This is a genomic window from Xanthomonas sp. AM6 (assembly GCF_025665335.1).
GTDB lineage: Bacteria > Pseudomonadota > Gammaproteobacteria > Xanthomonadales > Xanthomonadaceae > Xanthomonas_A.
In genome coordinates, this window is sequence record NZ_CP106869.1 from 2,281,901 (window position 1) to 2,308,689 (window position 26,789).

Sequence of the window (26,789 nt, forward strand, 5' to 3'; positions counted from 1 at the left end):
GTGCCGCAGGGCGGGGCGTCGCCGGATCAGCGCTGGCGAGCCTTGAAACGCGGGTTCGACTTGCAGATCACGAAGACCTTGCCGCGGCGGCGGACCACCTTGCAGTCGCGGTGACGGGCCTTCGCCGACTTCAGGGAGGACAGGACTTTCATGGCACACCTCGGCGTAAACTTGTGGATTCGAAAGGGGTGCGGCGCGGCGAAAACCACGTCGCTGGATCAGTAAGCCGGCGATTGTAGCCTGGTTTTCTTCATGGTTTCAACTGCTTGCGCCAGCATGGCCGGCACCGGCGCTACAATGCGCCGCCCCCCGCCCGAGGAACCGCATGAACGACCCCGCTCCCGTCCTGACCATCGATGGCCCGTCCGGGGCCGGCAAAGGCACCGTCAGCCGCATCGTGGCCGGCCGGCTGGGCTGGCATTACCTGGATTCCGGGGCGCTGTACCGGGCGGTCGGGGTGGCTGCCAGCTGGGCCAACCTGGACATTTCCGACGCCGCGGCGCTGGTGCGCTGCACCTTCGACACCCGGGTGACCTTCGAGGACGTGGCCGGCGGCGGCCTGCGGGTCAGGATCAACGACGTCGACGCCACCGACGAACTGCGGCTGGAGACGACCGGCGCGGTGGCCTCGGCGATCGCCGCGATCCCGGAGGTGCGCGCGGCGCTGAAGCAGCGCCAGCGGGCGTTCCGGCGCCCGCCGGGGTTGGTCGCCGACGGCCGCGACATGGGCACGGTGATTTTCCCCGATGCCCCGTACAAGGTGTTCCTGACCGCCAGTGCCGAGGAGCGCGCCATGCGCCGGCATAAGCAGTTGAAGGAAAAAGGAGTTTCCGTTATATTCGACGACCTGCTGCGCGAGATCATGGCCCGCGACGCACGCGATGCCCAACGTTCGGTGGCGCCCTTGAAGCCGGCAGACGATGCCGTCCTCCTGGACACCACCGGCATGGACATCGACCACGTGGTCGGCCGCGTCCTGGAGTTGCTGCCCGCCTGAGGGCCGTGCCGGAAGAGGGCAGCAGCATGGCGCCGGTCCGGCGCCGTGGAGGCGAGTTTCACCGCAGTGCGCTTCACCGCAATACCGCAATACCGTTGTTCCAAAGGCGCCGCCGCGCAATGTCGCGCTGCGGTTTTTCCCATTTCACACCCGGCCGCGGTTTGGGCCGACTAACAGGTGGGCAGTCGCCGTTTCCAGAAGAAACGCACTGTCCGTGTGTCCACTAGAGTAATTTCAAATGACCGAATCTTTTGCCGAACTGTTCGAAGCCAGCCAAGCCAATCTGGCGAAGCTGAAGCCGGGCTCCATCGTCACCGGTACCGTCGTGGAAGTCCGCGGCGACGTGGTGGTGATCAACGCCGGCCTGAAGTCCGAAGGCATCGTGCCGATCGAACAGTTCCGTAACGACGCTGGCGAGATCGACGTCGCCGAAGGCGACCTGGTCAAGGTCGCCCTCGACTCGCTCGAGAACGGCTTCGGCGAAACCGTGTTGTCGCGCGAGAAGGCCAAGCGCGCGATGGTGTGGGACGAGCTGGAAGAAGCGTTGGAAAAGAACGAGACCATCACCGGCCGCATCAGCGGCAAGGTCAAGGGTGGTTTCACCGTGGACATCAAGGATGTCCGCGCGTTCCTGCCGGGTTCGCTGGTCGATGTGCGCCCCGTGCGCGACCCGGCCTACCTGGAAGGCAAGGAGCTGGAGTTCAAGCTCATCAAGCTGGACCGCAAGCGCAACAACGTGGTCGTGTCCCGCCGCGCGGTGGTCGAGAGCGAGCACTCGGAAGAGCGCGAGCAGCTGATGGACAAGCTGCAGGAAGGCGCGATCCTGAAGGGCGTGGTCAAGAACCTGACCGACTACGGCGCGTTCGTGGACCTGGGCGGCATCGACGGCCTGCTGCACATCACCGACATGGCCTGGAAGCGCGTGCGCCATCCGTCCGAAGTGGTCAACGTCGGCGACGAGCTGGACGTGCGCGTGCTGAAGTTCGACCGCGAGCGCAACCGCGTTTCGCTGGGTCTGAAGCAGCTGGGCGAGGATCCGTGGGACAACATCGCGCGCCGCTACCCGGCCAACAGCCGCGTGTTCGGCAAGGTCTCCAACGTCACCGATTACGGCGCGTTCGTCGAGATCGAGCCGGGCGTGGAAGGCCTGGTGCACGTGTCGGAAATGGACTGGACCAACAAGAACGTCAACCCGTCCAAGGTCGTGCAGGTCGGCGACGAGGTCGAGGTCATGGTCCTGGACGTGGACGAGGAGCGTCGCCGCATCTCGCTGGGCATGAAGCAGGTCGCCGCCAATCCGTGGGAGACCTTCGCCGCCACCCACAAGAAGAACGACAAGGTGTCCGGCCAGATCAAGTCGATCACCGACTTCGGCATCTTCATCGGCCTGGACGGCGGCATCGACGGCCTGGTGCACCTGTCGGACATCAGCTGGAACACCACCGGCGAAGACATCGTGCGCAACTTCAAGAAGGGCGACACGCTGGAAGCGGTGGTGCTGGCGGTGGATCCGGAGCGCGAGCGCATCAGCCTGGGCGTCAAGCAGCTGGAGCAGGACCCGTTCGGCCAGTACATGGCGGCCAACCCGAAGGGTTCGAAGGTCGAGGGCGTGGTGCGTGAAGTGGACGCCAAGGGCGCCACCATCGACCTGGCCGACGGCATCGAGGGCTACGTCGCCGCGCGCGACATCGCCAACGAGCGCGTCGACGATGCGACCCAGCACCTGAAGGTCGGCGACAAGATCGAAGCCAAGTTCGTGGGCATGGACCGCAAGGGCCGCACCCTGCAGCTGTCGATCAAGGCCAAGGACGATGCCGAAATGCGCGAAGTGCTGGAGGAATACCAGTCCGCGTCGGGCGGCACCACCCAGCTGGGCGCGCTGCTGCGTGCGCAGTTGAACGGCAACAAGTCCGAGTAATCCGCCACACGCAGCGTTACTGGCACGGCCCGGTCGATCCGGGCCGTGTCGGGTTGCGACCCCACCGCACGAATCCGAATGACCAAGTCCGAACTGATCGAAATCCTGGCGCGCAAGCAGGCGCATCTGAAGGCGGACGACGTCGATCTGGCGGTGAAATCGCTGTTGGAGATGATGGGCGGCGCGCTGTCCGGCGGCGACCGCATCGAGATCCGCGGTTTCGGCAGTTTTTCCCTGCATTACCGGCCGCCGCGCCTGGGACGCAATCCCAAGACCGGCGAGTCCGTCGCGCTTCCCGGCAAGCACGTGCCGCACTTCAAGCCAGGCAAGGAATTGCGCGAACGCGTCAGCGGCGTGGTTCCGGTCGAGTCCGATACGCCCTGAGCCAACCGAGGCCGTGGCCCTGCGGGTTTTCCGGAATCCCGGTCCGTTCGGCTAATCTAGCGTTCCCGACGCTGGAGACCTCCATGAAAATTGCCCGTCTGCTGATCTTGCTGGTGTTCCTGCTGGCCGGCCTGGTCATTGGATCGCTGAATTCGCAGCAGATCGTCGTCAGTTTCGGTTTCACCGACATCCATACCACCTCCGGTATCGCCATCATCGTGTCGCTGTTCGCCGGCGTGGTGATCGGTGCGGCGCTGGTGCTGGCCGCGCTGGTGATCCCGCTGTACGCCAAGCTGCGCCGCGCCAACAAGGCCGCGATCGCCGCTTCCGCGCCGGCCGTCGCGCCGGCACCGACCTACACCCAGCCCGTGGACGGACGCTGATCTTCGATGGACTTCCTGACCGAGTGGTTCTGGTTCTTCCTGTTCCTTCCGCTGGCAGCGCTGAGCGGTTGGGTCATCGGCCGCCGTGGCGGCCAGCGTCACGGCGACACGCAGGTCAGCCGGCTTTCCAGCACCTATTTCCGCGGCCTGAACTACCTGCTCAACGAAGAGCCGGACAAGGCGATCGAGCTGTTCCTGCACATCGCCGAACTGGACAAGGAAACCTTCGAGACCCAGGTCGCGCTCGGCCATCTGTTCCGCCGGCGCGGTGAAGTCGACCGCGCGATCCGCCTGCACCAGGGCCTGGTGCAGCGCGCCGACCTGAGCGATCCGCAACGCGTGCAGGCCTTGCTGGCGCTGGGCGAGGACTACATGAAGTCCGGCCTGCTGGACCGGGCCGAGACCGTGTTCACCGAGCTGGCGCAGATCGACCAGCGCGCGCCGCAGGCGCTCAAGCACCTGATCGGCATCTACCAGGCCGAACGCGACTGGGAAAAGGCGATCGACAACGCCACCCGCTACGAAGAAGTGACCGGCGAGCCGATGGGCAAGCTGATCGCGCAGTTCGAATGCGAGCTGGCCGACCGCTACCGCGCGTCCGGCAATTCCGAGCTGGCGCGCGCCGCGATCGCGCGTGCCTACCAGGCCGACGCCACCTCGGTGCGCGCCGGCATCCTGGAAGGGCGCATCGACGTGGACGACGGCAACGACGAGGCCGCGATCCGCGCCTTCGAGCGCGCCGCGCGGCACGATCCGGACTACCTGCCGGAGATCATGCCGGCGCTGATGGACTGCTACCGGCGCGGCCATGATCTCAGCGGCGCGCGCGCGTTCCTGTCGGAAATGACCGAGCACTACCGCGGCATCGCCCCGGTGCTGGCGCTGACCCGGCTGATGGAATCGCAGGAAGGCGTGTCCGCGGCGCGCGCGTACCTCGGGCGGCAGCTGAAGGACCGGCCCTCGGTGCGCGGCGAGTCGGCGCTGATCGACCTGACCCTGGCCGAAGGCGCCGATTCCACGGCCACCCTGCAGGACCTCAAGCACATCACCGACCAGCTGCTGGTGCGCAATCCCAGCTACCGCTGCACGCGCTGCGGCTTCGGCGCACGCACCCACCATTGGCAATGCCCGAGCTGCAAGGAGTGGGGCACGGTCAAGCCGCTGCTCAACTACGCGGTGGTGTAGGTGCCGGTTGCAGGGTGGGCGCTGCTCGCGGCGCTGGCGGCGCTCAGCGCGATCGGGACGTGGCTGTCGCGCCGCTACGCACTCAAGCGCAAGTTGATGGACGCGCCCGGCGAGCGTCGCAGCCATGCGATCGCAACGCCGCGCGGCGGCGGCGTCGCTATCGTGGCGGCGGTGCTGGCGGCATGCGCCTATGCGGCATCGGTCTGGCCTCAGCACGGCGTGGCCATCGCCATGTTCGCTGCCGGGCTGGCCTTGGTCGCCGGCATCGGCTGGTGGGACGACCACCGCCCGCTGTCGGCCGCACTGCGTCTGCTGGTGCATGCGGTAGCCGCCAGCCTGCTGGCCGCACTTGTCTACCGAATGCACCAAAACCCGTGGCTGGCCGCGCTGACCTGGTTGGCGACCATCTCGCTGATCAACATCTGGAACTTCATGGATGGCATCAATGGCCTGGCGACCAGCCAGGCGATGCTGGTGGCGCTGGGCTTCGCCGGGTTCCTGTCCGGGCCGCTGCGCTGGGCATGCCTGGCGCTGATCGTGGCCTGCGCCGGCTTCCTGCCGTTCAACTATCCGCGCGCGCGGATCTTCCTGGGCGACGTGGGCAGCGGGGCGCTGGGCTATCTGGTCGCCGCGCTGTTCGCCTTGTGCAACGTCGCGACCGGGCTCACGCCATGGTTGCTGTTGATACCGATCTCGGCGTTCGCCATCGACGCCGGCTTCACGTTGTTGTCGCGCATGCTCGCCGGCGAACGCTGGTGGCAACCGCATGCGCAGCATGTGTACCAGCGTTGGGTCCGCGCGGGCAGCAGCCACACGGTGGTGACGCTCGCCTATGCCCTGTTCAGCGTTGTCGCGATTACAATTGCCTGGTTTGGTGGAACGCTGCGAACCGGGGGGCAGGTTGGATTGGCGCTTGTCTGGTATCTCTCGGCAAGCGCGCTTTGGCTGACTTTGCGTAAGGGAGTGCGCTGAACTCATATGGATAACTGATGCTTTCGATCCGCGACCGTTTCACCGAGATGTTCCCCAAGGCCTCCGTGGTCGTCCACGATCTGGTGATCGTGTGGATCTGCTGGCAGTTGCTGCACGCGGCGCGCTATACGATGCTGCCCGGCGAGCATCCGCTGCCGTTGTGGAACCTCAACACCGCCATCGTGCTGGCGGCGCAGGGGCTGGTGTTCTGGAAGGTCGGCCTGTACCGCGGGCTGTGGCGCTTCGCCAGCGTTCCGGACCTGCTGAACATCTTCAAGGCCAGCTTCTACGGCCTGGTGGCGATCGTGCTGGGGCTGGCCTACAGCCGCTTCGATTCCATCCCGCTGTCGGTATTGATGGTGTATCCGTTCGCGCTGTCGGCGCTGCTGGGCGCGCCGCGGCTGCTGTACCGCGCCTGGAAGGATTACCAGATCGCGCATTCGGACGAGACCGCGCGGCGCGTGCTGATCGTCGGCGCCGGCCGCGCGGCCGAGGCGCTGGTGCGCGACCTGCGCCGTTCCGGCGCCTACCACCCGGTCGGCTTCGTCGACGATGCCGGCCATCTGCACGGCGCCAAGCTGCAGGGCCTGCCGATCCTGGGCCGGATCGACGAGGCCGGGGCGATCGCCAAGGAGACCGCGGCCAAGCTGCTGGTCATCGCGATCCCGTCGCTGGACGCGGCCGGCATGCAGCGGGTGGTGGCGATCTGCGAAGGCACCGGGCTGCCGTTCCGCACCGTGCCGCGCCTGCTCGACGTGCTCGAAGGCCACTACCTGCCGGGCGAACTGAAGGAGGTCGCGATCGAGGACCTGCTCGGGCGCAAGCCGGTGACCCCGGACTGGAAGCTGATCAAGGGCTGGCTGTCCGGGCGCACGGTGATGGTCACCGGCGCCGGCGGCTCGATCGGTTCGGAACTGTGCCGGCAGTGCGCGCGGCACGGCGCGCGCAAGGTGGTGCTGCTGGAGATCGACGAACTGGCGCTGATCACCATCCATGCCGACCTGCACCGCACCTTCCCCGACCTGGAAATCGAGTGCGTGCTGGGCGATTGCGGCGATCCGGCGGTGACCCGCCACGCGATGCGCATCGCCGAGCCGGACGCGGTGTTCCACGCCGCGGCCTACAAGCAGGTGCCGCTGCTGGAGCGGCAGTTCCGCGAAGCGGTCCGCAACAACGTGCTGTCCACCGAGACCGTGGCCCGCGCCTGCGTCGCCGCCAAGGTCTCGACCTTCGTGTTCATCTCCACCGACAAGGCGGTGAACCCGGTCAACGTGCTCGGCGCCTCCAAGCGCTACGCGGAAATGGTGTGCCAGTCGCTGGACGACCAGGCGGTGGGCACGCGCTTCGTCACCGTGCGCTTCGGCAACGTGCTGGATTCGGCCGGCAGCGTGGTGCCGCTGTTCCGCGAGCAGATCCGCCAGGGCGGCCCGGTCACGGTGACCGACCCGCAGGTGACCCGCTACTTCATGACCATTCCCGAGGCCTGCCAGCTGATCGTGCAGGCCGCCGCCTCGGCGTCGCATGGCGCGATCTACACGCTGGACATGGGCGAGCCGGTGCCGATCCGCCTGCTCGCCGAGCAGATGATCCGCCTGGCCGGCAAGCAGCCCGGGCGCGACATCGCGATCGTCTACACCGGCCTGCGCCCGGGCGAGAAGCTGCACGAAACCCTGTTCTATGCCGACGAGAACTATCGGCCCACCTCGCATCCGAAGATCCTGGAAGCCGGCGCGCGCAGCTTCTCGCGCGAGGACATCCTGCAGGGCCTCCAGCAATTGCGTGCCGCGGTGGCCGACTACGACAGCGACGGCATCGAAAAAGTGCTGCGCACGACCATGCCCGAATTCGCGCCGCTGCGACAACAGGGCAGTCACGATAGCTCCGCTACAATCGTTCCTTTCCCCGCACGCGAGGCCAGAAGGCTCTGATGAGCAAGAGAATCCGCAAGGCAGTTTTCCCGGTCGCAGGACTGGGTACCCGCTTTCTTCCCGCCACCAAGACGGTGCCCAAGGAAATGCTGCCGATCATCGATCGGCCGCTGATCCAGTACGCCGTCGACGAGGCGATCGAGGCCGGTTGCGACACCCTGATCTTCGTCACCAACCGCTACAAGCACGCGGTTGCGGATTATTTCGACAAGGCCTACGAGCTGGAGCAGAAGCTCGAGCGCGCCGGCAAGCTCGAGCAACTGGAGCTGGTGCGCCACGTGCTGCCCAACGGCGTGCGCGCGATCTTCGTGACCCAGGCCGAGGCGCTCGGGCTCGGCCATGCCGTGCTGTGCGCCAAGCCGATCATCGGCGACGAGCCGTTCGCGGTGCTGCTGCCCGACGACCTGATCTGGAACCGCGGCCCTGGCGCGCTGACGCAGATGGCCGACGTGGCCGAGCGTTCCGGCGCCAGCGTGATCGCGGTGCAGGACGTGCCGCACGAGAGCACCGGCAGCTACGGCATCGTCGCCACCGAGGCGTTCGACGGCAGCGAAGGCAAGATCACCGCGATCGTCGAGAAGCCCAAGCCGGCCGATGCGCCGAGCGACCTGGCGGTGGTGGGCCGCTACGTGCTCAGTTCCAAGATCTTCGACCTGCTGGAGAAGACCGTGCCGGGTGCGGGCGGCGAGATCCAGCTGACCGACGCGATCGCCGCGCTGATCCAGAGCGATCCGGTGCATGCCTACCGCTTCGAGGGCACCCGCTTCGATTGCGGCACCCACATCGGCCTGATCGAGGCGACCATCCGCTATGCGCTGGACCACGAGAAGTTGAGCAAGCCGGCGCAGGAAATGATGCGCAAGGCGCTGGCCGACGTCGAAGCCGGCGCCAGGTAAGCGCGGCCGCGTTGCCGAAGCGCGCGGGTCCGCCGCGTCGCGTACGGGGTTCGGCAGCCAAACGCCGTCGCAAGAAAAAGGGCAGCCTGGGCTGCCCTTTTTCGTTGCCGAAGCCAGACGCTCAGAGCGCTTCGATGATCCCGGCCGCGCCCATGCCGGTGCCGATGCACATGGTGACCATGCCGTACTTCTGCTGGCGGCGGCGCAGGCCGTGCACCAGGGTCGCGGTGCGGATCGCGCCGGTGGCGCCGAGCGGATGGCCGAGCGCGATCGCGCCGCCCAGCGGGTTGACCTTGGACGGGTCCAGGCCGCTGTCGCGGATCACCGCCAGCGACTGCGCGGCGAAGGCTTCGTTGAGTTCGATCCAGTCGATCTGGTCCTTGCTCAGGCCGGCCTGCTTGAGCGCCTTGGGGATCGCCGCGATCGGGCCGATGCCCATCACTTCCGGGCGCACGCCGGCGACGGAGAAGCTGACGAAGCGGGCGAGGGGGGTGAGCCCGTAGTCCTTGATCGCCTGCTCGGAGGCCAGCAGCACCGCACCGGCGCCGTCGCTCATCTGCGAGGAGTTGCCGGCGGTGACGCTGCCGCCGAACTGGCCGTTGCGGAACACCGGACGCAGCTTGGCCAGGCCTTCGATCGAGCTGTCCGGGCGCGGGCCTTCGTCGGTATCGACCAGGCGCTTGCGCAGCGCGATCACGTTGCCGGCCAGGTCGGGCTGGTGCGAGAGGATCTCGTACGGGGTGATCTCGTCGCGGAATTCGCCGGCGGCGATCGCGGCGATGGCCTTCTGGTGCGAGGCCAGCGCGAACGCATCCTGGTCCTCGCGCGACACCTTCCATTCCTCGGCCACCTTCTCGGCGGTGATGCCCATGCCGTAGGCGATGGCGACGTGGTCGTCGGCGAACACGCTCGGCGACAGCGCGACCTTGTTGCCCATCATCGGCACCATCGACATCGACTCGGTGCCGCCGGCCAGCATCAGGTCGGCGTTGCCCAGGCGGATCTGGTCGGCGGCCAGCGCCACCGCCTGGATGCCGGAGGAGCAGAAGCGGTTGATGGTCTGCCCGGCCACCGAATTGGGCAGGCCGGCCAGCAGCACGCCGATGCGCGCCACGTTCATGCCTTGCTCGCCCTCGGGCATCGCGCAGCCGATGATCGCATCGTCGATGCGCGAGGTGTCGATGCCCGGCGCCTGTGCGACCACCGCGCGCAGCACGTGCGCCAGCATGTCGTCCGGACGGGTATTGCGGAACACGCCCTTGGGCGCCTTGCCGACCGGGGTGCGGGTGGCGGCGACGATGTAGGCGTCTTGGATTTGCTTGCTCATGGCTTTCTCCGAAAGCCGGGATTGGGGATTCGGGATTGGGGATTCGTCGGAGCGGATCCCGGTGCCCGAATGTCTTGTGCCCGGCGGATGAATTGTTGGAGGGAATCGTTGCAGAGGTGGGGAGCCGCAGTTGCGAATCCCCACTCCCCAATCCCGAATCTCAGTTCCTAAGCGGCTTGCCCGTCTTGAGCATGTGCCCGATCCGCGCCTGGGTCTTTTCCTGCTGGGCCAGTTCGACGAAGTGCTTGCGCTCGAGCTTGAGCAGCCACTCCTCGTCGACCAGCGCGCCGCGGTCGACTTCGCCGCCGCACAGCACGGTGGCGATGCGGGTGGCGATCTCGTAGTCGTACTCGCTGATGAAGCGGCCTTCCAGCATGTTGACCAGCAGCATCTTGAAGGTGGCGATGCCGACGTCGCCGGCGACCTGGATGCGCCGTGCCGGCAGCGGCGGGCGGTAGCCGCCCTCGGCCAGCGCGCGCGCTTCGGCCTTGGCGATGTACAGCGCCTCGTAGCTATTGAACACGACCTTGTCGGTGCCGCGCAGCAGGCCCAGTTCCTTGGCGTTGACCGCCGAGGTGGAGACCTTGGCCATCGCCACGGTCTCGAAGGTCTTCTTCAGCTCGGCGAACACGTCGCCGCCGGGGCCGGCCGCCTGCGAGGCGCGCACCGCGATCTCTTTCAGGCCGCCACCGGCCGGCAGCAGGCCGACGCCGGCCTCGACCAGGCCGATGTAGCTTTCCAGCGCGGCCACGGTCTTGGCGCTGTGCATCTGGAATTCGCAGCCGCCGCCCAGGGCCAGGCCGCGCACCGCCGCGACCACCGGCACCAGCGAATACTTGATGCGCTGGCTGGTGGCCTGGAAGTTGGCGACCATCGCCTCGAACGCATCGACCTTGCCGGCCTGCAGCAGGCCCAGCGCGCCGGCCAGGTCGGCGCCGGCGGAGAAGGGCTCCTTCTGCTGCCAGATCACCAGGCCCTTGAAGTCCTTCTCGGCGCGGCCGACCGCTTCCTGCAGGCCGTCGAGCACCTGGTCGGAGACGGTGTTCATCTTGGTCTTGAAGCTGACCACGGCGATGTCGTCGCCGTCGTGCCACAGGCGCAGGCCGTCGTTCTCGAACACGGTCTCGCCCGGGGCGAACTTCTCGCCCAGCAGCGGGTCGGGGAAGCGCTGGCGCTGGTACACCGGCAGCGCCGAGCGCGGCAGCTTGGCGTTGCGCGCCGGGCTGTAGCTGCCCTCGGCGGCGTGCACGCCGTCGCGGCCGTCGAACACCCAGTCCGGCAACGGGGCATTGCTCATGGTCTTGCCGGCGACGATGTCGTCGGCGATCCACTGCGCCACCTGCTTCCAGCCGGCGGCCTGCCAGGTCTCGAACGGGCCCAGCGACCAGCCGTAGCCCCAGCGGATCGCCAGGTCCACGTCGCGCGCGGTTTCGGCGATATCGGCCAGGTGGTAGGCGCTGTAGTGGAACAGGTCGCGGAACGTGGCCCACAGGAACTGCGCCTGCGGGTGCTGGCTCTCGCGCAGCTTGGCGAACTTCTCGGCCGGGTTCTTGATCTTCAGGATCTCGACCACTTCCGGCGCCGCGGCGCGGTCGGCCGGGCGGTAGTCCTGCTTCTCCAGGTCCAGCACCACGATGTCCTTGCCGACCTTGCGGAAGATGCCGGCGCCGACCTTCTGGCCGAGCGCGCCCTTGGCGATCAGCGCGTCCAGCCACTTCGGCGAGGCGAAGTATTGGTGCCACGGATCGTCGGGCAGGGTGTCGGCCATGGTCTTGATGACGTGGGCCATGGTGTCCAGGCCGACCACGTCGGAGGTGCGGTAGGTCGCCGACTTCGGGCGCCCGACCAGCGGGCCGGTCAGCGCATCGACCTCGTCGAAGCCCAGGCCGGACTGCGCGGTGTGGTGGATGGTGGACAGGATCGAGAACACGCCGATGCGGTTGCCGATGAAGTTCGGGGTGTCCTTGGCGTAGACCACGCCCTTGCCCAGGGTGGTGACCAGGAACGCTTCCAGGCCTTCCAGCACGGCGGCATCGGTGCCCTTGGCCGGGATCAGTTCGGCCAGGTGCATGTAGCGCGGCGGGTTGAAGAAGTGCACGCCGCAGAAGCGGTGGCGCAGCTGCTCGGGCAGCACGTCGGAGAGCTTGTTGATGCCCAGGCCGGAGGTATTGGAGGCCAGCACCGCGTGATCGGCCACGAACGGGGCGATCTTCTTGTACAGGTCCTGCTTCCAGTCCATGCGCTCGGCGATGGCTTCGATGATCAGGTCGCAGCCGCGCAGCTGCTCCAGGCCGGAGTCGTAGTTGGCCGGGGTGATCGCCTCGGCCAGTGCCGCGCTGGCCAGCGGCGCCGGGCTCAGCTTGGTCAGGTTGGCGATGGCCTTGAGCACGATGCCGTCGGGATGGCCTTCCTTGGCGGGAAGGTCGAACAGGACGGTGTCGACGCCGGCGTTGGTCAGGTGCGCAGCGATCTGCGCGCCCATCACGCCCGCGCCCAGGACGGCGGCACGGCGGACTAGCAGGGGGTTGGACATAGCGATCAGCCTCTGTGGGTCAACGATTGCGGGTTCGGGTATGAGGAGGGGCTTGCGGGATCAGGGCGCGGCGCGGGCCAGGAAGCCCGCTTCGGCGAAACGGATCAGTTCGCGCGCGGCGTGGGCGCGGTGCGCGCCTTCGCTGACGCCGGCGGGACGCTTGATCAGGCCGAAGTCGGCCATGGCGTAGGTCAGGGCGCCGGCCAGGAAATCCAGGCGCCAGTACAGTTCTTCCTTGCTCAGCTCGGGCACGCACACGGCGATGGCCTTGCCGAATTCGCGCAGCACATGGCCGTAGTGGTCGGACAGGAACTGGCGCAGGCTGTCGTTCTTCTCGGCGTAGGCGCGGGCGATCACGCGCACGAAGGCGCCGCCGCTCTGGCGGTCCTGGGCCATCGCCAGCGCCGGTTCCACGAACGCGGCCAGTACCGGCCCGAGCTGGCCCGGATGCTGGCGCTGCGCGGCCTCCAGCTGCGCCAGGCGCGCGGCGGTCATCTCGTCCATGCGTCGCCGGAACACCTCGTTGACCAGGTTTTCCTTGGAGCCGAAGTGGTAGTTGACCGCGGCGATGTTGACGTCGGCCTGGCTGGTGACCTGGCGCAGCGAGGTGCCGGTGAAGCCGTGCTGGGCGAACAGTTCCTCGGCCGCGCTGAGGATGCGGTCCTTGGTGGAGAAGTGCGCTTGCTTTGCCATGCGGCCGCCGGAATCAATCAAACGATTGTTTGAGTCTAGGCCCGGCCACCGGCCGCGTCATGTTGCAATGCAGCACGATTCAGCCGACACCCGTGCAAACCCCGTTGCGATTGGATAGAATTGTCCATCGCAATTCTGGCTAAGCCCGCGTTTTGACGCGGGTTTTTTTCATGCTAACCTCGGGCCGTCTAGTGGCCCGCCCAACGGAGAACTTCCCATGGCGCTGGAGCGCACCCTGTCCATCATCAAGCCCGATGCCGTCGCCAAGAACGTCATCGGCGAGATCTATTCCCGCTTCGAGAAGGCCGGCCTGAAGGTCGTGGCCGCCAAGTACAAGCAGCTGTCGCGCCGCGAGGCCGAGGGCTTCTACGCCGTGCACCGCGAGCGCCCGTTCTTCAACGCGCTGGTCGAGTTCATGATCTCCGGCCCGGTGATGATCCAGGCGCTGGAAGGCGAGAACGCCGTGGCCGCGCACCGCGACCTGCTCGGCGCCACCAACCCGAAGGACGCCGCGCCGGGCACCATCCGCGCCGATTTCGCCGACTCGATCGACGCCAACGCCGCGCACGGTTCCGACTCGGTCGAGAACGCCGCCAACGAAGTGGCGTATTTCTTCGCCGCCACCGAAGTGGTTTCCCGCTAAGAGGTCATCGTGAACGAGGTCGCCCACACTTCCTTGGCGCTCGCCGATCCGATCCGGACCGGCGCGGCGGCCAAGCAGAATCTGCTCGACCTCGATCGCGAGGGCCTGGAGCGCTTCTTCGCCGAGACCCTCGGCGAGGCGCGCTACCGCGCCCACCAGGTGATGAAGTGGATCCACCACCGCTACGTCACCGACTTCGACCAGATGACCGACCTCGGCAAGGCGCTGCGCGCCAAGCTGCAGCAGCATGCCGAGGTCGTCGTCCCCAATATCGTGTTCGACAAGCCGTCCACCGACGGGACCCACAAGTGGCTGCTGGCCATGGGCACCGACGGCAAGAACGCGATCGAGACCGTGTACATCCCCGACAAGGGCCGCGGCACGCTGTGCGTGTCCTCCCAGGTCGGCTGCGCGCTGAACTGCACGTTCTGTTCGACCGCCACCCAGGGCTTCAACCGCAACCTGTCCACCGCCGAGATCATCGGCCAGGTGTGGGTGGCGGCGCGGCACCTGGGCAACGTGCCGCACCAGCAGCGCCGTCTCACCAACGTGGTGATGATGGGCATGGGCGAGCCGCTGATGAATTTCGACAACGTCGTGCGCGCGATGAGCGTGATGCGCGACGACCTGGGCTACGGCCTGGCCAACAAGCGGGTGACGCTGTCGACCTCCGGCCTGGTGCCGCAGATCGACCGCCTGTCCACCGAGAGCGACGTGTCGCTGGCGGTGTCGCTGCATGCGCCGAACGACGCGCTGCGCGAGACGCTGGTCCCGCTCAACAAGAAATACCCGATCGCCGAGCTGATGGCCTCGTGCGCGCGCTACCTGCGCGCCAACAAGCGCCGCGAGTCGGTGACCTTCGAATACACGCTGATGAAGGGCATCAACGACCAGCCCGAGCATGCGCGGCAGCTGGCGCGGCTGATGCGCCAGTTCGACAACGCGGTGCAGACCAAGGACGCGGGCAAGGTCAACCTGATCCCGTTCAATCCGTTCCCCGGCACGCGCTACGAGCGCTCCGGCGAGACCGAGATCCGCGCGTTCCAGAAGATCCTGCTCGACGCGCAGGTGCTGACCATGGTGCGGCGCACGCGCGGCGACGACATCGATGCGGCCTGCGGCCAGCTCAAGGGGCAGGTGCTGGACCGTACCCGCCGCCAGGCCGACTTCCAGCGCCAGTTGCAGACGCGGGCGGACCGGGATGCGGCGGCCTAGGCATCCGCTGGCCATCGCGGCGTTGGGCGTGGCGCTGCTGGCGCTGGCAGCGTGCGCCGGGCGCGGCACCAAGCCGGGCAAGCTGCGCGGCGTCGAACAGGTCGCGCAGGACTACGATTTCCACGACAGCGGCGCGGTCAAGGCGCGCTACGCGCTGCAGGAGCAGCTGGGCCTGGCCGGCAACCGGCTCAGCGGCGGCGACCTGGCCGGCGCCGAGACCTACGCGCGCAAGGCCTTGGCGCTGGCGCCCGATTCGGTGCAGGCGCATACCTTGCTCGCCGTGGTCGCCGACCGCCGCGGCGATGCCGCCGCCGCCGGCGAGCACTACCGCAAGGCCGCCGAACTGGCGCCGGATCGCGGCGAGGCCTTGAACAACTACGGCGCCTGGCTGTGCGCGAACGGCGCCGCCGCCGAATCGCTGCAGTGGTTCGATCGCGCCCTGGCGGCGCCGGGCTACGCCACGCCGGCGTCGGCCCTGGCCAATGCCGGCGGCTGCGCGCTGCAACTCGGCCAGCGCGAACGCGGCGTGCGCGACCTGCGCAAGGCGCTGGCGCTGGAGCCGGGCAATGCGTATGCGCTGGAGGCGATGGCGCGCGACGAGGCGGCGCAGGCGCGCTTCTTCGAGGCGCGCGCCTTCTCCGAGCGGCGTTTGTCGGCTGCGCCGGCCACCGCATCCGTGTTACAACTTGCTATTCAGATTGAACAAGGGCTGGGCGACAGGGCTGCCGCCGGCCGTTACCAACAGCGGTTGCGCAAGGAGTTTCCCGATGCCGCGACCAAGACTCCCGGGGCTAGTGCATTGTGATCAGTGATTCCAATCCGAACGCTTTCGACGGCGCCAAAGGTTGCGGGCAACACCTCCGCGAAGCGCGCGAAGCGGCGGGCCTGAGCATCGACGACGTCGGTAGCCGCTTGCGCATGCCGGTGCACGTGGTCCGTGCCCTGGAAGAGGAACAGTGGCAGCGCCTGGGCGCGCCGGTGTTCGTGCGCGGGCAGTTGCGCAGCTACGCGCGCCTGCTCGGGGTGGACCTGGAGCCGCTGCTGGAAAGCGCGCGCCTGGCACCGGTGCAACCGGTGGAGCTGATCAGCCACACGCATACGCCGCCGCTGCGGCGCATGCTCGAGAGCGCCACCCGGCGCCTGGTGTACGTGGTGATCACCGCCGGGCTGGCGGTGCCGGTCTGGTATGCGACCCGTACCCATTTCGCCGAGGACGGTCCGAGCACCGCCTCGCTGGACGTGGTGCCCACGGCTCCGGGCGACGCCGCGCAGCCCGCCGCGTCCGCCACCGCCGGCGCCACCAACGCGGCCGCCGCCGCGCCGGCCAACCGCGCCGCGCCCAGCGCCGCGCCGTACATCGCGTCGCTGACCCCGCTGCCGCGTTCCTCGAACGAAACGGAACGCGCTCCCGGCGCGGCGGCGAAGGCCGGCCTGAGCCTGTCGTTCCAGGGCGACAGCTGGGTGCAGATCATCGCGCCGGACGGCACGCCGCTGGAAAAGGCCTTGCTCAAGGCGGGCGAAACGCGCGACTACGCGCCGGGGCAGGTGGGCCGCATCGTGCTCGGCAATGCCTCGGCGGTCCAGGTTCAGCAATCCGGTAGTACCGTGGATCTGACCCCGTACAAGCGCGCGAACGTGGCCCGCTTTGCGGTATCCTCTGACGGTTCCGTGGTGCCAGCGTCCGAGTGACGGCGGCGCGGTTCCTCAATCTCAACATTCCATGTCCCGTCGTTGCGGCGGGGCGAGAGTACGCATGGCGATCGACGACCTGCTCGACGAGCACGAACAAAGCGAACGCGTCCGCACTTGGCTCAGGAAAAACGGCGCCGGCCTGATCGGCGGCATTGCCCTGGGCATCGGCGCGATCATCGGCTGGCAGTGGTGGACCAAGCAGCATTCCAGCGACCTGGCGCAGGCCAATTCCCGCTACGACGCCGTGCTCAAGAGCATCCAGGCCAACCAACTGGACAAGGCGAGCAAGGACATGGCGGCGCTGCAGCAGAGCCCGGCCAACATCTACGCCGAACTGGCCGCGTTGCGCCTGGCCAAGGCGCAGGCCGACGCCGGCAAGTACGACCAGGCCCTGGCGACGCTGCGCGGGCTCAAGACCGAAGGCGAGCTGAAGCGGCTGGTCGACCAGCGCGTGGCGCGGCTGCTGATCCAGACCGGCAAGAGCGACGAAGCGCTGAAGCTGCTGGCCACGGCCGACGACAACCAGAGCCTGGAGATCCGCGGCGATGCGCTGATCGCGCAGGGCAAGCGCGAGGCGGCACGCGATGCGTACGCCAAATCGCTGGCGACCCTGGACGTGGCGGCGCCACAACGGCGACTGCTTGAAACGAAATTGATGGATGCGGGCGGCACCGTGCCGAATCCTGCGGAGCCGATCTGATGAAGGTAGTCATGTTCAAGCGCATCGCGACGGTCGCCCTGCTGGGTTTGGCGCTGTCCGGCTGCAGCACGGTCAAGGGCTGGTTCGCGGGCAAGGACGCGGCCGCCAAGAAGGCCGCCGAGCCGGCCGAGCTGGTCGATTTCAAGCCGTCGGTGAAGGTCGCCAAGCTGTGGTCCACCGATGCCGGCAAGGGCGAGCAGCGCATCGGCGTGCGCCAGCGTCCGGCGGTGGCCGACGGCAAGGTGTACCTGGCCGCGACGTCCGGTTCGGTCTATGCGCTGGACCTGCAGACCGGCAAGACGCTGTGGGAATACGACGCCAAGAAGGCGCGCAAGGAGCGCCTGTCGCAGGTCCAGGAGCAGCCGGAGAGCCAGGTCGAGGGCGAGTCGAGCAAGGGCCTGTCCAAGGACGAGCGCGCCGCCTACAAGCAGCGCCTGCGCAACGAGAAGCAGCAGGCCAAGGAACGCAAGCGGCTGGAGAAGAACCGTCCGCTGCCGCGCTTCGCCGGCGGTCCCGGCGTGGGCGACGGGCTGGTGGTGGTGGGTGGCCTGAACGGCGAAGTGATCGCGCTCGACGCCGCCAGCGGCACCGAGAAGTGGCGCGCCAAGGTGCCCAACGAAGTGATCGCCGCCCCTGTGGTCGCGCAGAACCTGGTGTTCGTGCGCAGCAACGACGGCCACGTCACCGCGTTCGATGCCAGTAACGGGCAGCAGCGCTGGTTCCATACGCAGGAACTGCCGACCCTGACCGTGCGCGGCAACGCGCCGGTGGTGGCCGGCCCGGGCGTGCTGTTCGTCGGCAACGACGATGGCACGCTGTCGGCGCTGGCGATGCAGGACGGGCGCGTGCTGTGGGAGCAGACCATCGGCGTGCCGGAAGGCCGCACCGAACTGGAGCGCATGGCCGACGTGGACGGCGCGCCGGTGCTGGACGGCACTACCGTGTACGCGACCAGCTTCAAGAACCAGACCCTGGCGCTGGAAGGCCCGAGCGGCCGCCCGCTGTGGACCCGCGACCACGGCAGCGCCGGCGGCGTCGGCGTCAGTTCCAGCAGCGTGGTGGTGGCCGACAACGCCGGTTCGGTGTGGGCGCTGGACAAGGCCTCCGGCTCGGCGACCTGGTCGCAGGCCGCGCTGGCGCGGCGCTCGCTGACCGGGGTGGCGATCCAGGGCGATTACGCCGTGGTCGGCGACTACAAGGGCTATCTGCATTGGCTTAAGCTCGACAACGGCGAGATCGCCGCACGCGAGCGGGTGGGACGCAAGGCGCTGGTAGCGCAGCCGGTGGTGGCCGATGGCATCCTGCTGGTCCAGAACACGAAAGGCGACCTGACCGCGTTCCGGTTGGGTCAATAAGGGAAGGAATTCGCGATGCTGCCGCTGGTCGCCCTGGTTGGACGGCCGAATGTCGGCAAGTCCACGCTGTTCAACGCGCTCACGCGCAGCCGCGACGCGCTGGTCCACGACCAGCCCGGCGTCACCCGCGATCGCCACTACGGCGTGTGCCGGCTGGAGCCGGAAACCCCGTTCGTGATCGTCGACACCGGCGGCATTTCCGGCGAGGAAGAAGGCCTGGCCGGCGCCACCGCCGACCAGGCGCGCGCGGCGGCCGGCGAAGCGGACCTGGTGCTGTTCGTGGTCGACGGACGCGAGGGTTCGTCCTCGCTCGACGACGAGATCCTGGCCTGGCTGCGCAAGCTGGCGCGGCCGACGCTGTTGCTGATCAACAAGATCGACGGCACCGACGAGGACCAGGTCCGCGCCGAGTTCGCGCGCTATGGCCTGGGCGAGGCGATCGCGGTCTCGGCCGCGCACCGCCACGGCATCGACGACCTGCTCGAGGAAGTGCTGTCGCGGCTGCCCGAGGAGGGCGCCGGCGAGACGCTGGACACCGATCCCAAGCGCATGCGCATCGCCTTCGTCGGCCGTCCCAACGTCGGCAAGTCGACGCTGGTCAACCGCCTGCTCGGCGAGGAACGGATGATCGCCTCCGAAGTGCCGGGCACCACCCGCGACTCGATCGCGGTGGACCTGCAGCGCGACGACCGCCTGTACCGGCTGATCGACACCGCCGGCCTGCGCCGCCGCGGCCGGGTCGAGGAGGCGGTGGAGAAGTTCAGCGTGTTCAAGACGCTGCAGGCGATCGAGCAATGCGAGGTCGCGGTGCTGCTGCTCGACGCCACCGAAGGCGTCACCGACCAGGACGCCAGCGTGCTCGGTGCGATCCTGGACGCCGGCCGCGCGCTGGTGGTGGCGGTCAACAAGTGGGACGGGCTCACCGACTACCAGCGCGAGCAGGCCGAGGCGCTGCTGTCGCGCAAGCTCGGCTTCGTGCCGTGGGCCGAAGCGGTGCGGATCTCGGCCAAGCACGGCTCGGGCCTGCGCGAGCTGTTCCGCGCGATCCACAACGCGCATGCCTCGGCGATCCGCGAATTTAGCACCAGCGAAGTCAACCAGGCGCTGGAAGTGGCCTATGAGACCAATCCGCCGCCGAGCATCCGCGGCCACGTCTCCAAGCTGCGCTACGTGCATCCGGGCGGCAGCAACCCGCCGACCTTCATCGTCCATGGCACCCGCCTGAAGGTGCTGCCGGAGTCGTACAAGCGCTACCTGGAAAACTTCTTCCGCAAGCGCTTCAAGCTGGTCGGCACGCCGGTGCGCTTCATGTTCCGCGAAGGCGCCAATCCGTACGAAGGCAAGAAGAACGTGCTGACCGAGCGCCAGATCGCCAAGAAGCGGCGGCTGATGAAGCACGTCCGCGGCAAGTAGCCGATGGACGCGCGGCGCGAGGTCACGCTGGGCATCCTCGCCGGCGGCCGCGCGCAACGCCTGGGCGGCCGCGACAAGGCCTGGCTGCAACGCGACGGGCAGCCGCTGGTGCTGGGCCTGGCGCAGGCGCTGGCGCCGTCGGTGGCGGCGGTGCTGGTCAGCGCCAACCGCATGCGGCCGCGCTATGCCGCCGCCGGGCTGCAGGCGCTGCCCGACCGGGTCGCCGCGCCGCCGGGCGCCGCGCGCTCGCTGGGGCCGATCGCCGGCCTGGATGCATTGGCCGCCGCCTGCGCGACGCCGTGGCTGCTGACCTTGCCGGTGGACCTGTGCCGCTTGCCGCCCACGCTGCTGGACAGGCTGATCGCGGCCAGCGGCGCCGGCGAGGGTGCCTATGCCGAGGACGACGACGGCGTGCAGCCGCTGGTGGCGCTGTACCGCGTCGCCGTGCTGCGGCCTGCGCTGGCGGCGGCGCTGGCCAGCGGGCGCTACGCGCCGAGCGCCCTGCAGCAGCGGTTGGCGATGGCCCGCGTGCGCCTGACCGGGGTGACGTTCGGCAACCTCAACACGCCGCAGGACCTGCACGCAGCGGGTATCCTGCCGGCGCCATGAACGACTATCCCACCCGCATTGCCTATTCCGAGGCGCTGGCCATCGTCGCCGCCGTCGCCCAGTCGCGGCCGTTGCCCGCCGAACGCCTGGCGCTGCCGCGCGCCGACGGCCGCATCCTGCTCGAACCGCTGGACGCGCCGATCGACCTGCCGCCGTTCGCCAACAGCGCGATGGACGGCTTCGCGCTGCGCCATGCCGACCTGGCCGCCGATGCGCCGAGCCTGCTGCGCCTGGCTGGCGAGCAGTTCGCCGGCGAGGACCTGCGGCAGGCGCTCGGCGCCGGCGAATGCCTGCGCATCACCACCGGCGCGCCGTTGCCGGCGGGCGCCGATACGGTGGTGATCAAGGAGAACGTGGTCGAGCGCGACGGCCAGGTGCAGGTGCCGGCCGCGCTCGTCGCCGGCGCGCACGTGCGCGCCCGCGGCGAGGACGTGCGCGCCGGCGAGCGCGTGCTCGAGGCCGGCGTGGCATTGACGCCGTCGCGGATCGGCCTGGCCGCCGCGCTCGGCGTGGCGCAGCTGGCGGTGGCGGCGCGGCCGACCGTGGCGGTGTTCGCCACCGGCGACGAGCTGGTCGAGCCGGGCATGCCACTCAGGCCCGGGCAGATCTACAACAGCAACCGCGACATGCTGATGGCGCAGCTGCGCCTGCTCGGCCTGGAGCCGACCGCGTGGCCGACGCTGCCGGACGATCCGCAGCGGATCGAGCGCATGCTCGCCGATGCCGCCTCGGCGTTCGACGTGGTGCTGACCTGCGGCGGCGTGTCCGCCGGCGAGAAGGACTACCTGCCGCGGCTGCTGGCCGAGCGCGGCCGCATCCATTTCTGGAAGGTGCGCATGCGCCCGGGCATGCCGCTGCTGTTCGGCGAGCTGGACCGCGCCCTGTTCCTGGGCCTGCCGGGCAATCCGGTGTCGGTGCTGGCGACCTTCCTGGCGATCGGGCGGCCGTTGCTGGACGCGCTGCAGCAGCGTACCGAGCCGCGCCCGCAATGGCGCGCGCGGCTGGCCTCGGGCTGGGACAAGCGCCACGACCGCCTGGAGTTCCTGCGCGGGCGCATGCGCTGCGACGCGCACGGGCAGCTGTGGGCGGAACCGAACCCCGCCGACGGTTCGCACCGGCTGCGCGGCGCGGCCGACAGCGACGTGCTGCTGCGCCTGGACGAGGGCGCGCGCCGCTTCGACGCCGGCGAGGTGGTCGAGGTGTTCGCGTACTGAGCCGCGTGCATGCGTCGCCGGGCGGGTGTGTGCGTCACGCCGGGCGCCGGCCACCACGTCGCGCCGCTTGCGCGTATTGAGTGCCTGCCGCTTCGGTTCGATGGCGGCGGGACGCGCCACCGGTTTGCGCCGATAATGCGCCCATGAGCATCCGAGAGCTGACCCCGCAGCAGGCCCATGCGCGCATCGCCCGGGGTGCGCGGCTGATCGACGTGCGCGAGGAACACGAGCGTGCATCCGGCATGGCCGAGGGCGCGCTCGGCGTTGCGCGCGCGCAGCTGCAGGACGCGCCGGCCGCGCATCTGGGCGCGACCGACGCCGAGGTGATCCTGATCTGCCAGAGCGGCAGGCGCTCGCACGAGGCGGCGCTGTTCCTGCAGCAGGCGGGTTATTCCGCGGTGGCTTCGGTGCTGGGCGGCACCACGCAGTGGCAGCGCGACGGATTGCCGCTGCAGCGGCCGGCGCTGGCGCCGGAGCAGCAGGAGTTCTTCGAGCGCTATTCGCGCCACCTGCGCCTGCCCGAGGTCGGGATCGAGGGCCAGCGCCGGCTGCAGGGCGCGCGCGTGCTGCTGGTCGGCGCCGGCGGGCTGGGTTCGCCGGCCGGCTTCTACCTGGCCGCGGCCGGGGTCGGCCAGCTGCGCATCGCCGACGACGACGTGGTCGATCGCAGCAACCTGCAACGGCAGATCCTGCACACCGAGGCGCGGGTCGGGCAGCCCAAGGTGGCTTCGGCCGCCGCGGCGCTGGGCGCGCTGAATCCCGGGGTGGCGGTGGAGGCGGTGCGCGAGCGGGTGACCGCGGCCAATGTCGAGCGCCTGCTGCAGGACGTGGACGTGGTACTCGACGGCTCGGACAATTTCCCGGCGCGCTACCTGCTCAACGACGCCTGCGTGAAGCTGGGCAAGCCGCTGGTGTACGGCGCGGTGCAGCGCTTCGAGGGCCAGGTCAGCGTGTTCGACGCCGGCCGCCATCGTGGCCAGGCGCCGTGCTACCGCTGCCTGTTCCCCGAGCCGCCGCCGCCGGAGTTCGCGCCCAGCTGCGCCGAGGCCGGCGTGCTCGGCGTGCTGCCCGGCATCGTCGGCCTGCTGCAGGCCAACGAGGTGCTGAAGCTGCTGCTGGGCATCGGCGAGCCGCTGCGCGGGCGCCTGCTGTACTTCGACGCGCTGGCGATGCGCTTCCGCGAAACCCGCCTGGCCGCCGACCCGCAGTGCCCGCTGTGCGCGCCGGGGCTGGCGTTCCCCGGCTACATCGATTACGCGCAGTTCTGTGGGGCGGAAACCTGAGCGTGACGTCGAGCTGCGACCCCGCGCAACACGCAGTTGCGGTCAGCCGCCGCGCAAACGTCATGAAGCAACAAGCCCTCTCCCCTCGGGAAAGGGGGTGAGGGTATGGCGCGAAAGCGTCTCGCTGTGTTTGAGTGCGCGAGGCTTCGTCCATACCCTCGTCCGCGCCTGCACGGCATCTCGCGCTCGGCGGCGATGGCTTCTTGGTTCCCTCCGGCCAGGATGAGCGATAGATCTCTCAACGTCCTGCCGCAATGCATCGGGACTGAAGTCCCTCCCACAGGCAATGCGCTCGCTTGCAGAGCGGCGGCGATCGCTTTGGCCGCCACGCCGCCTCGCCATGTTGCACGTGCCTGGGCTGGGGCGGTCCCGGCCTTGTGCGTAGAATCGGCGCATGACCAACGCAGTCGACAGCAGTGAATTGATCAAGGTGGTGGCGCTGCTCGGCGCCGCCGTGGTGGCGGTGCCGGTGTTCCGCCGCCTGGGGCTGGGCTCGGTGCTCGGCTATCTCGCCGCGGGCCTGGCGATCGGGCCGTTCGGCTTTGGCTGGTTCGCCGATCCGCAGGCGATCCTGCACGTGGCCGAACTGGGCGTGGTGATGTTCCTGTTCGTCATCGGGCTGGAGATGCGGCCCTCGCACCTGTGGAGCCTGCGCAAGCAGATCTTCGGCCTGGGCACGCTGCAGATCGTGGTCTGCGCCGCGGTGCTGACCGGGGTCGGGCTGGGCCTGGGGATGCCGCTGCCGGTCGCCTTCATCGCCGCGTCCGGGTTCGTGCTCACCTCCACCGCGGTGGTGATGCAATTGCTCGGCGAGCGCGGCGACATCGCGCTGCCGGCCGGGCAGAAGATCGTCGCGATCCTGCTGTTCGAGGACCTGCTGATCGTGCCGTTGCTGGCGGTGGTGGCGTGGATGGCGCCGGTGCCGACCGCGATCGATGCGCCCTCGCGCTGGATCGGCATCGGCATCGGCGCGGCGGCGATCGTCGGCCTGCTGGTGGCCGGGCGCTGGCTGCTGAACCCGCTGTTCCGGCTGCTGGCCGCGGCCAAGGCGCGCGAAGTGATGACCGCCGCGGCGCTGCTGGTGGTGCTGGGCGCGGCGCTGCTGATGCAGCTCGGCGGGCTGTCGATGGCGATGGGCGCGTTCCTGGCCGGGGTGCTGCTGTCCGAGTCCACCTTCCGCCACCAGATCGAAGCGGACATCGAGCCGTTCCGCGGCATCCTGCTCGGGCTGTTCTTCCTCGGCGTGGGCATGGCGCTGAACCTGGCGGTGGTGGCGGCGAACTGGACGCTGATCCTCAGCGGCGTGCTCGCCTTCATGGCGGCCAAGGCCGCCTGCATCTACCTGGTCGCGCGCGTCACCGGCAGCGGCCACGCGCAGGCGCTGGACCGCGGCGTGCTGATGGCGCAGGGCGGCGAGTTCGCGTTCGTGCTGTTCGCCGCGGCCGGCGCGGCCGGGGTCATCGATGCGCAGGTCAACGCCAACCTGACCGCGATCGTGGTGCTGTCGATGGCGCTGACCCCGCTGTTCGTGCTGCTGTACCGGCGCTGGGCGCCGGTGGAGGCGCCGTCGCTGGACGGCGTGGAGGCCGCCGACGGGCTCACCGGCAGCGTGCTGATCATCGGCTTCGGCCGCTTCGGCCAGGTCGCCAGCCAGTCGCTGCTGGCGCGCGACGTGGACGTGACCATCATCGACAACGACATCGAGATGATCCAGAGCGCGGCCGAGTTCGGCTTCAAGATCTACTACGGCGACGGCACCCGGCTGGACGTGCTGCACGCCTCCGGCGCGCACAGCGTGCGCGCGATCGCGGTGTGCATCGACAACCGCGAGGCGGCCAACCGCATCGTCGAGCTGGCCACGCAGGAATTCCCGCACGCCAAGCTGCTGGTGCGCTCGTACGACCGCGAGCATTCGCTGAAGCTGATCGCCGCCGGGGTGGACTACCAGATCCGCGAGACCTTCGAGTCGGCGGTGGAATTCGGCCAGGCCGCGCTGATCGAACTGGGCATGGCCGAGGACGAGGCCGCGGGCATCGCCCGCGAGATCCGCCGCCGCGACGCCGAGCGCCTGGAGCTGGAGATCGCCGCCGGCGACGTGCGCGCCGGCAGCGGCCTGATGTACGGCAACATCACCCCGGCGGTGCCCAGGCCGACGCCGTTCACGCCGCCGCGGCGCGAGAGCCGCACGCTCAATCCGGAAGCGGTGCCGGCGGCGGAGGCGGCGGACGAGCGTCGTGACGACTAAGGCACCGCCGCCCTGTAGGAGCGGCTTCAGCCGCGACCGGGCATCACCGGTAGCGCCCGGTCGCGGCTGAAGCCGCGCCTACAGTGTCTGCGGACTGCGAATGTCCGAGTTGAAGCGTCAGCGCAAGAACCCCCGCAACGCCTGCGCATAGCGCGGATCGGCGCTGATGTCGTCGTGCCCGGCGCGCGGCAGTGCGACCACGGTGGGCGCTTGCGCCAGGGAATCGAGCAGCCGCTGCGTACTCGACGCCGGCACCACCTGGTCGCGCCCGGCGCGCAGCACCAGCAGTTGGCCGCGATAGGCGCGCAGCGCGCTGGCCGAGTCGTAGCGGTCGCGCAGCAGCCAGCGCACCGGCGCCCATGGGTAATGCGCCTGCGCCGCCGAGGCCAGGCTGTCGAACGGGGTGACCAGCACCAGCCGCGCCAGCGGCCGCCGCGCCGCCAGCTGGCTGGCCACGCCGCTGCCCAGGCTGCGGCCGAGCACGGCGATCTCGGCCTGCGGCTGGGCGCTGCGCACGTGGTCGTACAGGGCCAGCGCATCGCCGACCAGCGCGGCCTCGTTCGGCGCGCCGTCGCTGGCGCCATAGCCGCGATAGGCCAGCAGGTACACGCTGTAGTCCGGCAGCAGGGGACCCAACTGCGCGCGGGCCTGGCGCAGGTCTTCGGCATTGCCGCCGAAATACAGCAACACCTTGTCGCGGCCCGGATTGACCCGCCAGCCGCGCAGCGACAGGGCGGGGCTGCGCTGCAGGACGAAGTCGGTCTGCGCCGGCGCCACCCGGGTCGCCTGCGGGAAATACAGCAGTTCGCGCTGGCCGAGGTAGAGCAGGGCGCAGACGACCAGGTAGGCGGCGACGGCGATCGCCGCGACGATGCCCAGGTGGCGCAGCATCTAGCCGTGCCGGCGCTGCGCGTCGGCGAAGGCGGCCAGCTGCTCGGGCGTGGCTTCGGCCTGGAACTGCGCCTTCCACTCGGCGAACGGCATGCCGTAGACGCGTTCGCGCGCCTGCTCCTTGCTCAGCGTCTGGCCTTCGGCGGCGGCGGCCTCGCGGTACCAGTCGGCCAGGCAGTTGCGGCAGAAGCCGGCCAGGATCATCAGGTCGATGTTCTGCACGTCGCTGCGGTCGTGGTTGAGGTGCTGCAGCAGGCGGCGGAACGCGGCGGCCTCGATGCGGGTGGTGTCGGTCATGGCGGAATCGGGGACA

At 69.1% G+C, this 26,789-nt stretch carries 25 protein-coding genes; 19 read left to right on the top strand and 6 right to left on the bottom strand.

Annotation, left to right across the window (positions count from 1 at the left end; all coding sequences use genetic code 11):
* Positions 1-26: 26 nt before the first annotated feature.
* Positions 27-152, bottom strand: coding sequence for a type B 50S ribosomal protein L36 (gene ykgO, locus OCJ37_RS09500; RefSeq protein ID WP_010342887.1), 126 nt, complete (start codon positions 150-152; stop codon positions 27-29).
* 173 nt (positions 153-325) lie between these two features.
* Between ykgO and cmk the strand changes: the two genes are divergently transcribed.
* The 8 genes from cmk (at position 326) to galU (ending at position 8,663) form a co-directional block, all read left to right on the top strand.
* Positions 326-997 carry a (d)CMP kinase gene (gene cmk, locus OCJ37_RS09505; RefSeq protein ID WP_263113392.1) on the top strand — a complete coding sequence of 224 codons (672 nt, stop codon included), beginning with the start codon at positions 326-328 and terminating at the stop codon, positions 995-997.
* Between the two features lie 238 nt (positions 998-1,235).
* Positions 1,236-2,915, top strand: coding sequence for a 30S ribosomal protein S1 (gene rpsA, locus OCJ37_RS09510; protein WP_128420018.1), 1,680 nt, complete (start codon positions 1,236-1,238; stop codon positions 2,913-2,915).
* Positions 2,916-2,993: 78 nt separating this feature from the next.
* Entirely contained in the window at positions 2,994-3,299 is a 306-nt protein-coding gene (locus tag OCJ37_RS09515) for an integration host factor subunit beta (RefSeq protein WP_003468670.1), read from the top strand.
* A gap of 83 nt (positions 3,300-3,382) precedes the next feature.
* On the top strand, positions 3,383-3,682 hold the full coding sequence (locus tag OCJ37_RS09520) for a hypothetical protein (RefSeq protein WP_263113393.1): 300 nt from the start codon (positions 3,383-3,385) through the stop codon (positions 3,680-3,682).
* Positions 3,683-3,688: 6 nt separating this feature from the next.
* Positions 3,689-4,867: a lipopolysaccharide assembly protein LapB gene (gene lapB, locus OCJ37_RS09525; protein WP_263113394.1), complete on the top strand. Its 1,179-nt coding sequence runs from the start codon at positions 3,689-3,691 to the stop codon at positions 4,865-4,867.
* Positions 4,868-5,839: an MraY family glycosyltransferase gene (locus OCJ37_RS09530; RefSeq protein WP_263113395.1), complete on the top strand. Its 972-nt coding sequence runs from the start codon at positions 4,868-4,870 to the stop codon at positions 5,837-5,839. It abuts the gene before it with no gap.
* A 17-nt stretch (positions 5,840-5,856) separates the two neighbouring features.
* Positions 5,857-7,767 carry a polysaccharide biosynthesis protein gene (locus tag OCJ37_RS09535; protein ID WP_263113396.1) on the top strand — a complete coding sequence of 637 codons (1,911 nt, stop codon included), beginning with the start codon at positions 5,857-5,859 and terminating at the stop codon, positions 7,765-7,767.
* Complete coding sequence (galU, locus tag OCJ37_RS09540) at positions 7,767-8,663, top strand: UTP--glucose-1-phosphate uridylyltransferase GalU (protein WP_263113397.1); 897 nt, start codon at positions 7,767-7,769, stop codon at positions 8,661-8,663. Before OCJ37_RS09535 ends, galU begins: the two co-directional genes overlap by 1 nt.
* A 121-nt stretch (positions 8,664-8,784) precedes the next feature.
* On the opposite strand, the gene OCJ37_RS09545 is transcribed toward galU, so the two are convergent.
* The 3 genes from OCJ37_RS09545 to OCJ37_RS09555 form a co-directional block, all read right to left on the bottom strand.
* Complete coding sequence (locus tag OCJ37_RS09545; RefSeq protein WP_263113398.1) at positions 8,785-9,990, bottom strand: acetyl-CoA C-acyltransferase; 1,206 nt, start codon at positions 9,988-9,990, stop codon at positions 8,785-8,787.
* 160 nt (positions 9,991-10,150) lie between these two features.
* A complete protein-coding gene (locus OCJ37_RS09550; protein ID WP_263113399.1) occupies positions 10,151-12,523 on the bottom strand; it encodes a 3-hydroxyacyl-CoA dehydrogenase/enoyl-CoA hydratase family protein in 2,373 nt (790 codons plus the stop codon).
* A gap of 60 nt (positions 12,524-12,583) precedes the next feature.
* The gene (locus OCJ37_RS09555) at positions 12,584-13,216 is read right to left on the bottom strand and encodes a TetR/AcrR family transcriptional regulator (RefSeq protein WP_263113400.1); all 633 of its coding nucleotides are present in this window, start codon (positions 13,214-13,216) and stop codon (positions 12,584-12,586) included.
* A 217-nt stretch (positions 13,217-13,433) separates the two neighbouring features.
* On the opposite strand from OCJ37_RS09555, the gene ndk reads away from it, so the two are divergent.
* From ndk to OCJ37_RS09610, 11 genes are all read left to right on the top strand, one after another.
* Positions 13,434-13,859, top strand: a complete 426-nt coding sequence (ndk, locus tag OCJ37_RS09560; protein ID WP_002812972.1) for a nucleoside-diphosphate kinase — start codon at positions 13,434-13,436, stop codon at positions 13,857-13,859.
* Positions 13,860-13,892: 33 nt separating this feature from the next.
* Positions 13,893-15,074 (top strand): dual-specificity RNA methyltransferase RlmN, encoded by a 1,182-nt coding sequence (gene rlmN / locus OCJ37_RS09565; protein WP_263113640.1) that lies wholly within the window; start codon positions 13,893-13,895, stop codon positions 15,072-15,074.
* Between the two features lie 13 nt (positions 15,075-15,087).
* Entirely contained in the window at positions 15,088-15,879 is a 792-nt protein-coding gene (locus OCJ37_RS09570; RefSeq protein ID WP_263113641.1) for a tetratricopeptide repeat protein, read from the top strand.
* On the top strand, positions 15,876-16,763 hold the full coding sequence (locus OCJ37_RS09575; protein ID WP_263113401.1) for a helix-turn-helix domain-containing protein: 888 nt from the start codon (positions 15,876-15,878) through the stop codon (positions 16,761-16,763). Before OCJ37_RS09570 ends, OCJ37_RS09575 begins: the two co-directional genes overlap by 4 nt.
* A 64-nt stretch (positions 16,764-16,827) precedes the next feature.
* Positions 16,828-17,466, top strand: coding sequence for a YfgM family protein (locus OCJ37_RS09580; protein WP_263113402.1), 639 nt, complete (start codon positions 16,828-16,830; stop codon positions 17,464-17,466).
* Positions 17,463-18,821, top strand: coding sequence for an outer membrane protein assembly factor BamB (gene bamB / locus OCJ37_RS09585; RefSeq protein WP_263113642.1), 1,359 nt, complete (start codon positions 17,463-17,465; stop codon positions 18,819-18,821). Before OCJ37_RS09580 ends, bamB begins: the two co-directional genes overlap by 4 nt.
* Positions 18,822-18,836: 15 nt before the next feature.
* Positions 18,837-20,234, top strand: coding sequence for a ribosome biogenesis GTPase Der (der, locus tag OCJ37_RS09590; protein WP_263113403.1), 1,398 nt, complete (start codon positions 18,837-18,839; stop codon positions 20,232-20,234).
* Between the two features lie 3 nt (positions 20,235-20,237).
* Complete coding sequence (locus OCJ37_RS09595) at positions 20,238-20,843, top strand: molybdenum cofactor guanylyltransferase (RefSeq protein WP_263113404.1); 606 nt, start codon at positions 20,238-20,240, stop codon at positions 20,841-20,843.
* Positions 20,840-22,057 carry a molybdopterin molybdotransferase MoeA gene (gene glp, locus OCJ37_RS09600; RefSeq protein WP_263113405.1) on the top strand — a complete coding sequence of 406 codons (1,218 nt, stop codon included), beginning with the start codon at positions 20,840-20,842 and terminating at the stop codon, positions 22,055-22,057. Before OCJ37_RS09595 ends, glp begins: the two co-directional genes overlap by 4 nt.
* Positions 22,058-22,200: 143 nt before the next feature.
* Complete coding sequence (moeB, locus tag OCJ37_RS09605; RefSeq protein WP_263113406.1) at positions 22,201-23,340, top strand: molybdopterin-synthase adenylyltransferase MoeB; 1,140 nt, start codon at positions 22,201-22,203, stop codon at positions 23,338-23,340.
* A 394-nt stretch (positions 23,341-23,734) separates the two neighbouring features.
* Entirely contained in the window at positions 23,735-25,585 is a 1,851-nt protein-coding gene (locus OCJ37_RS09610) for a monovalent cation:proton antiporter-2 (CPA2) family protein (protein WP_263113407.1), read from the top strand.
* Between the two features lie 117 nt (positions 25,586-25,702).
* Here OCJ37_RS09610 and OCJ37_RS09615 read toward each other — a convergent pair whose 3' ends face one another.
* Both OCJ37_RS09615 and OCJ37_RS09620 read right to left on the bottom strand, forming a co-directional pair.
* Complete coding sequence (locus tag OCJ37_RS09615) at positions 25,703-26,476, bottom strand: alpha/beta hydrolase (RefSeq protein ID WP_263113408.1); 774 nt, start codon at positions 26,474-26,476, stop codon at positions 25,703-25,705.
* Positions 26,477-26,773 carry a DUF1244 domain-containing protein gene (locus OCJ37_RS09620; protein WP_263113409.1) on the bottom strand — a complete coding sequence of 99 codons (297 nt, stop codon included), beginning with the start codon at positions 26,771-26,773 and terminating at the stop codon, positions 26,477-26,479. It lies immediately after the preceding gene.
* Between the last annotated feature and the right edge of the window lie 16 nt (positions 26,774-26,789).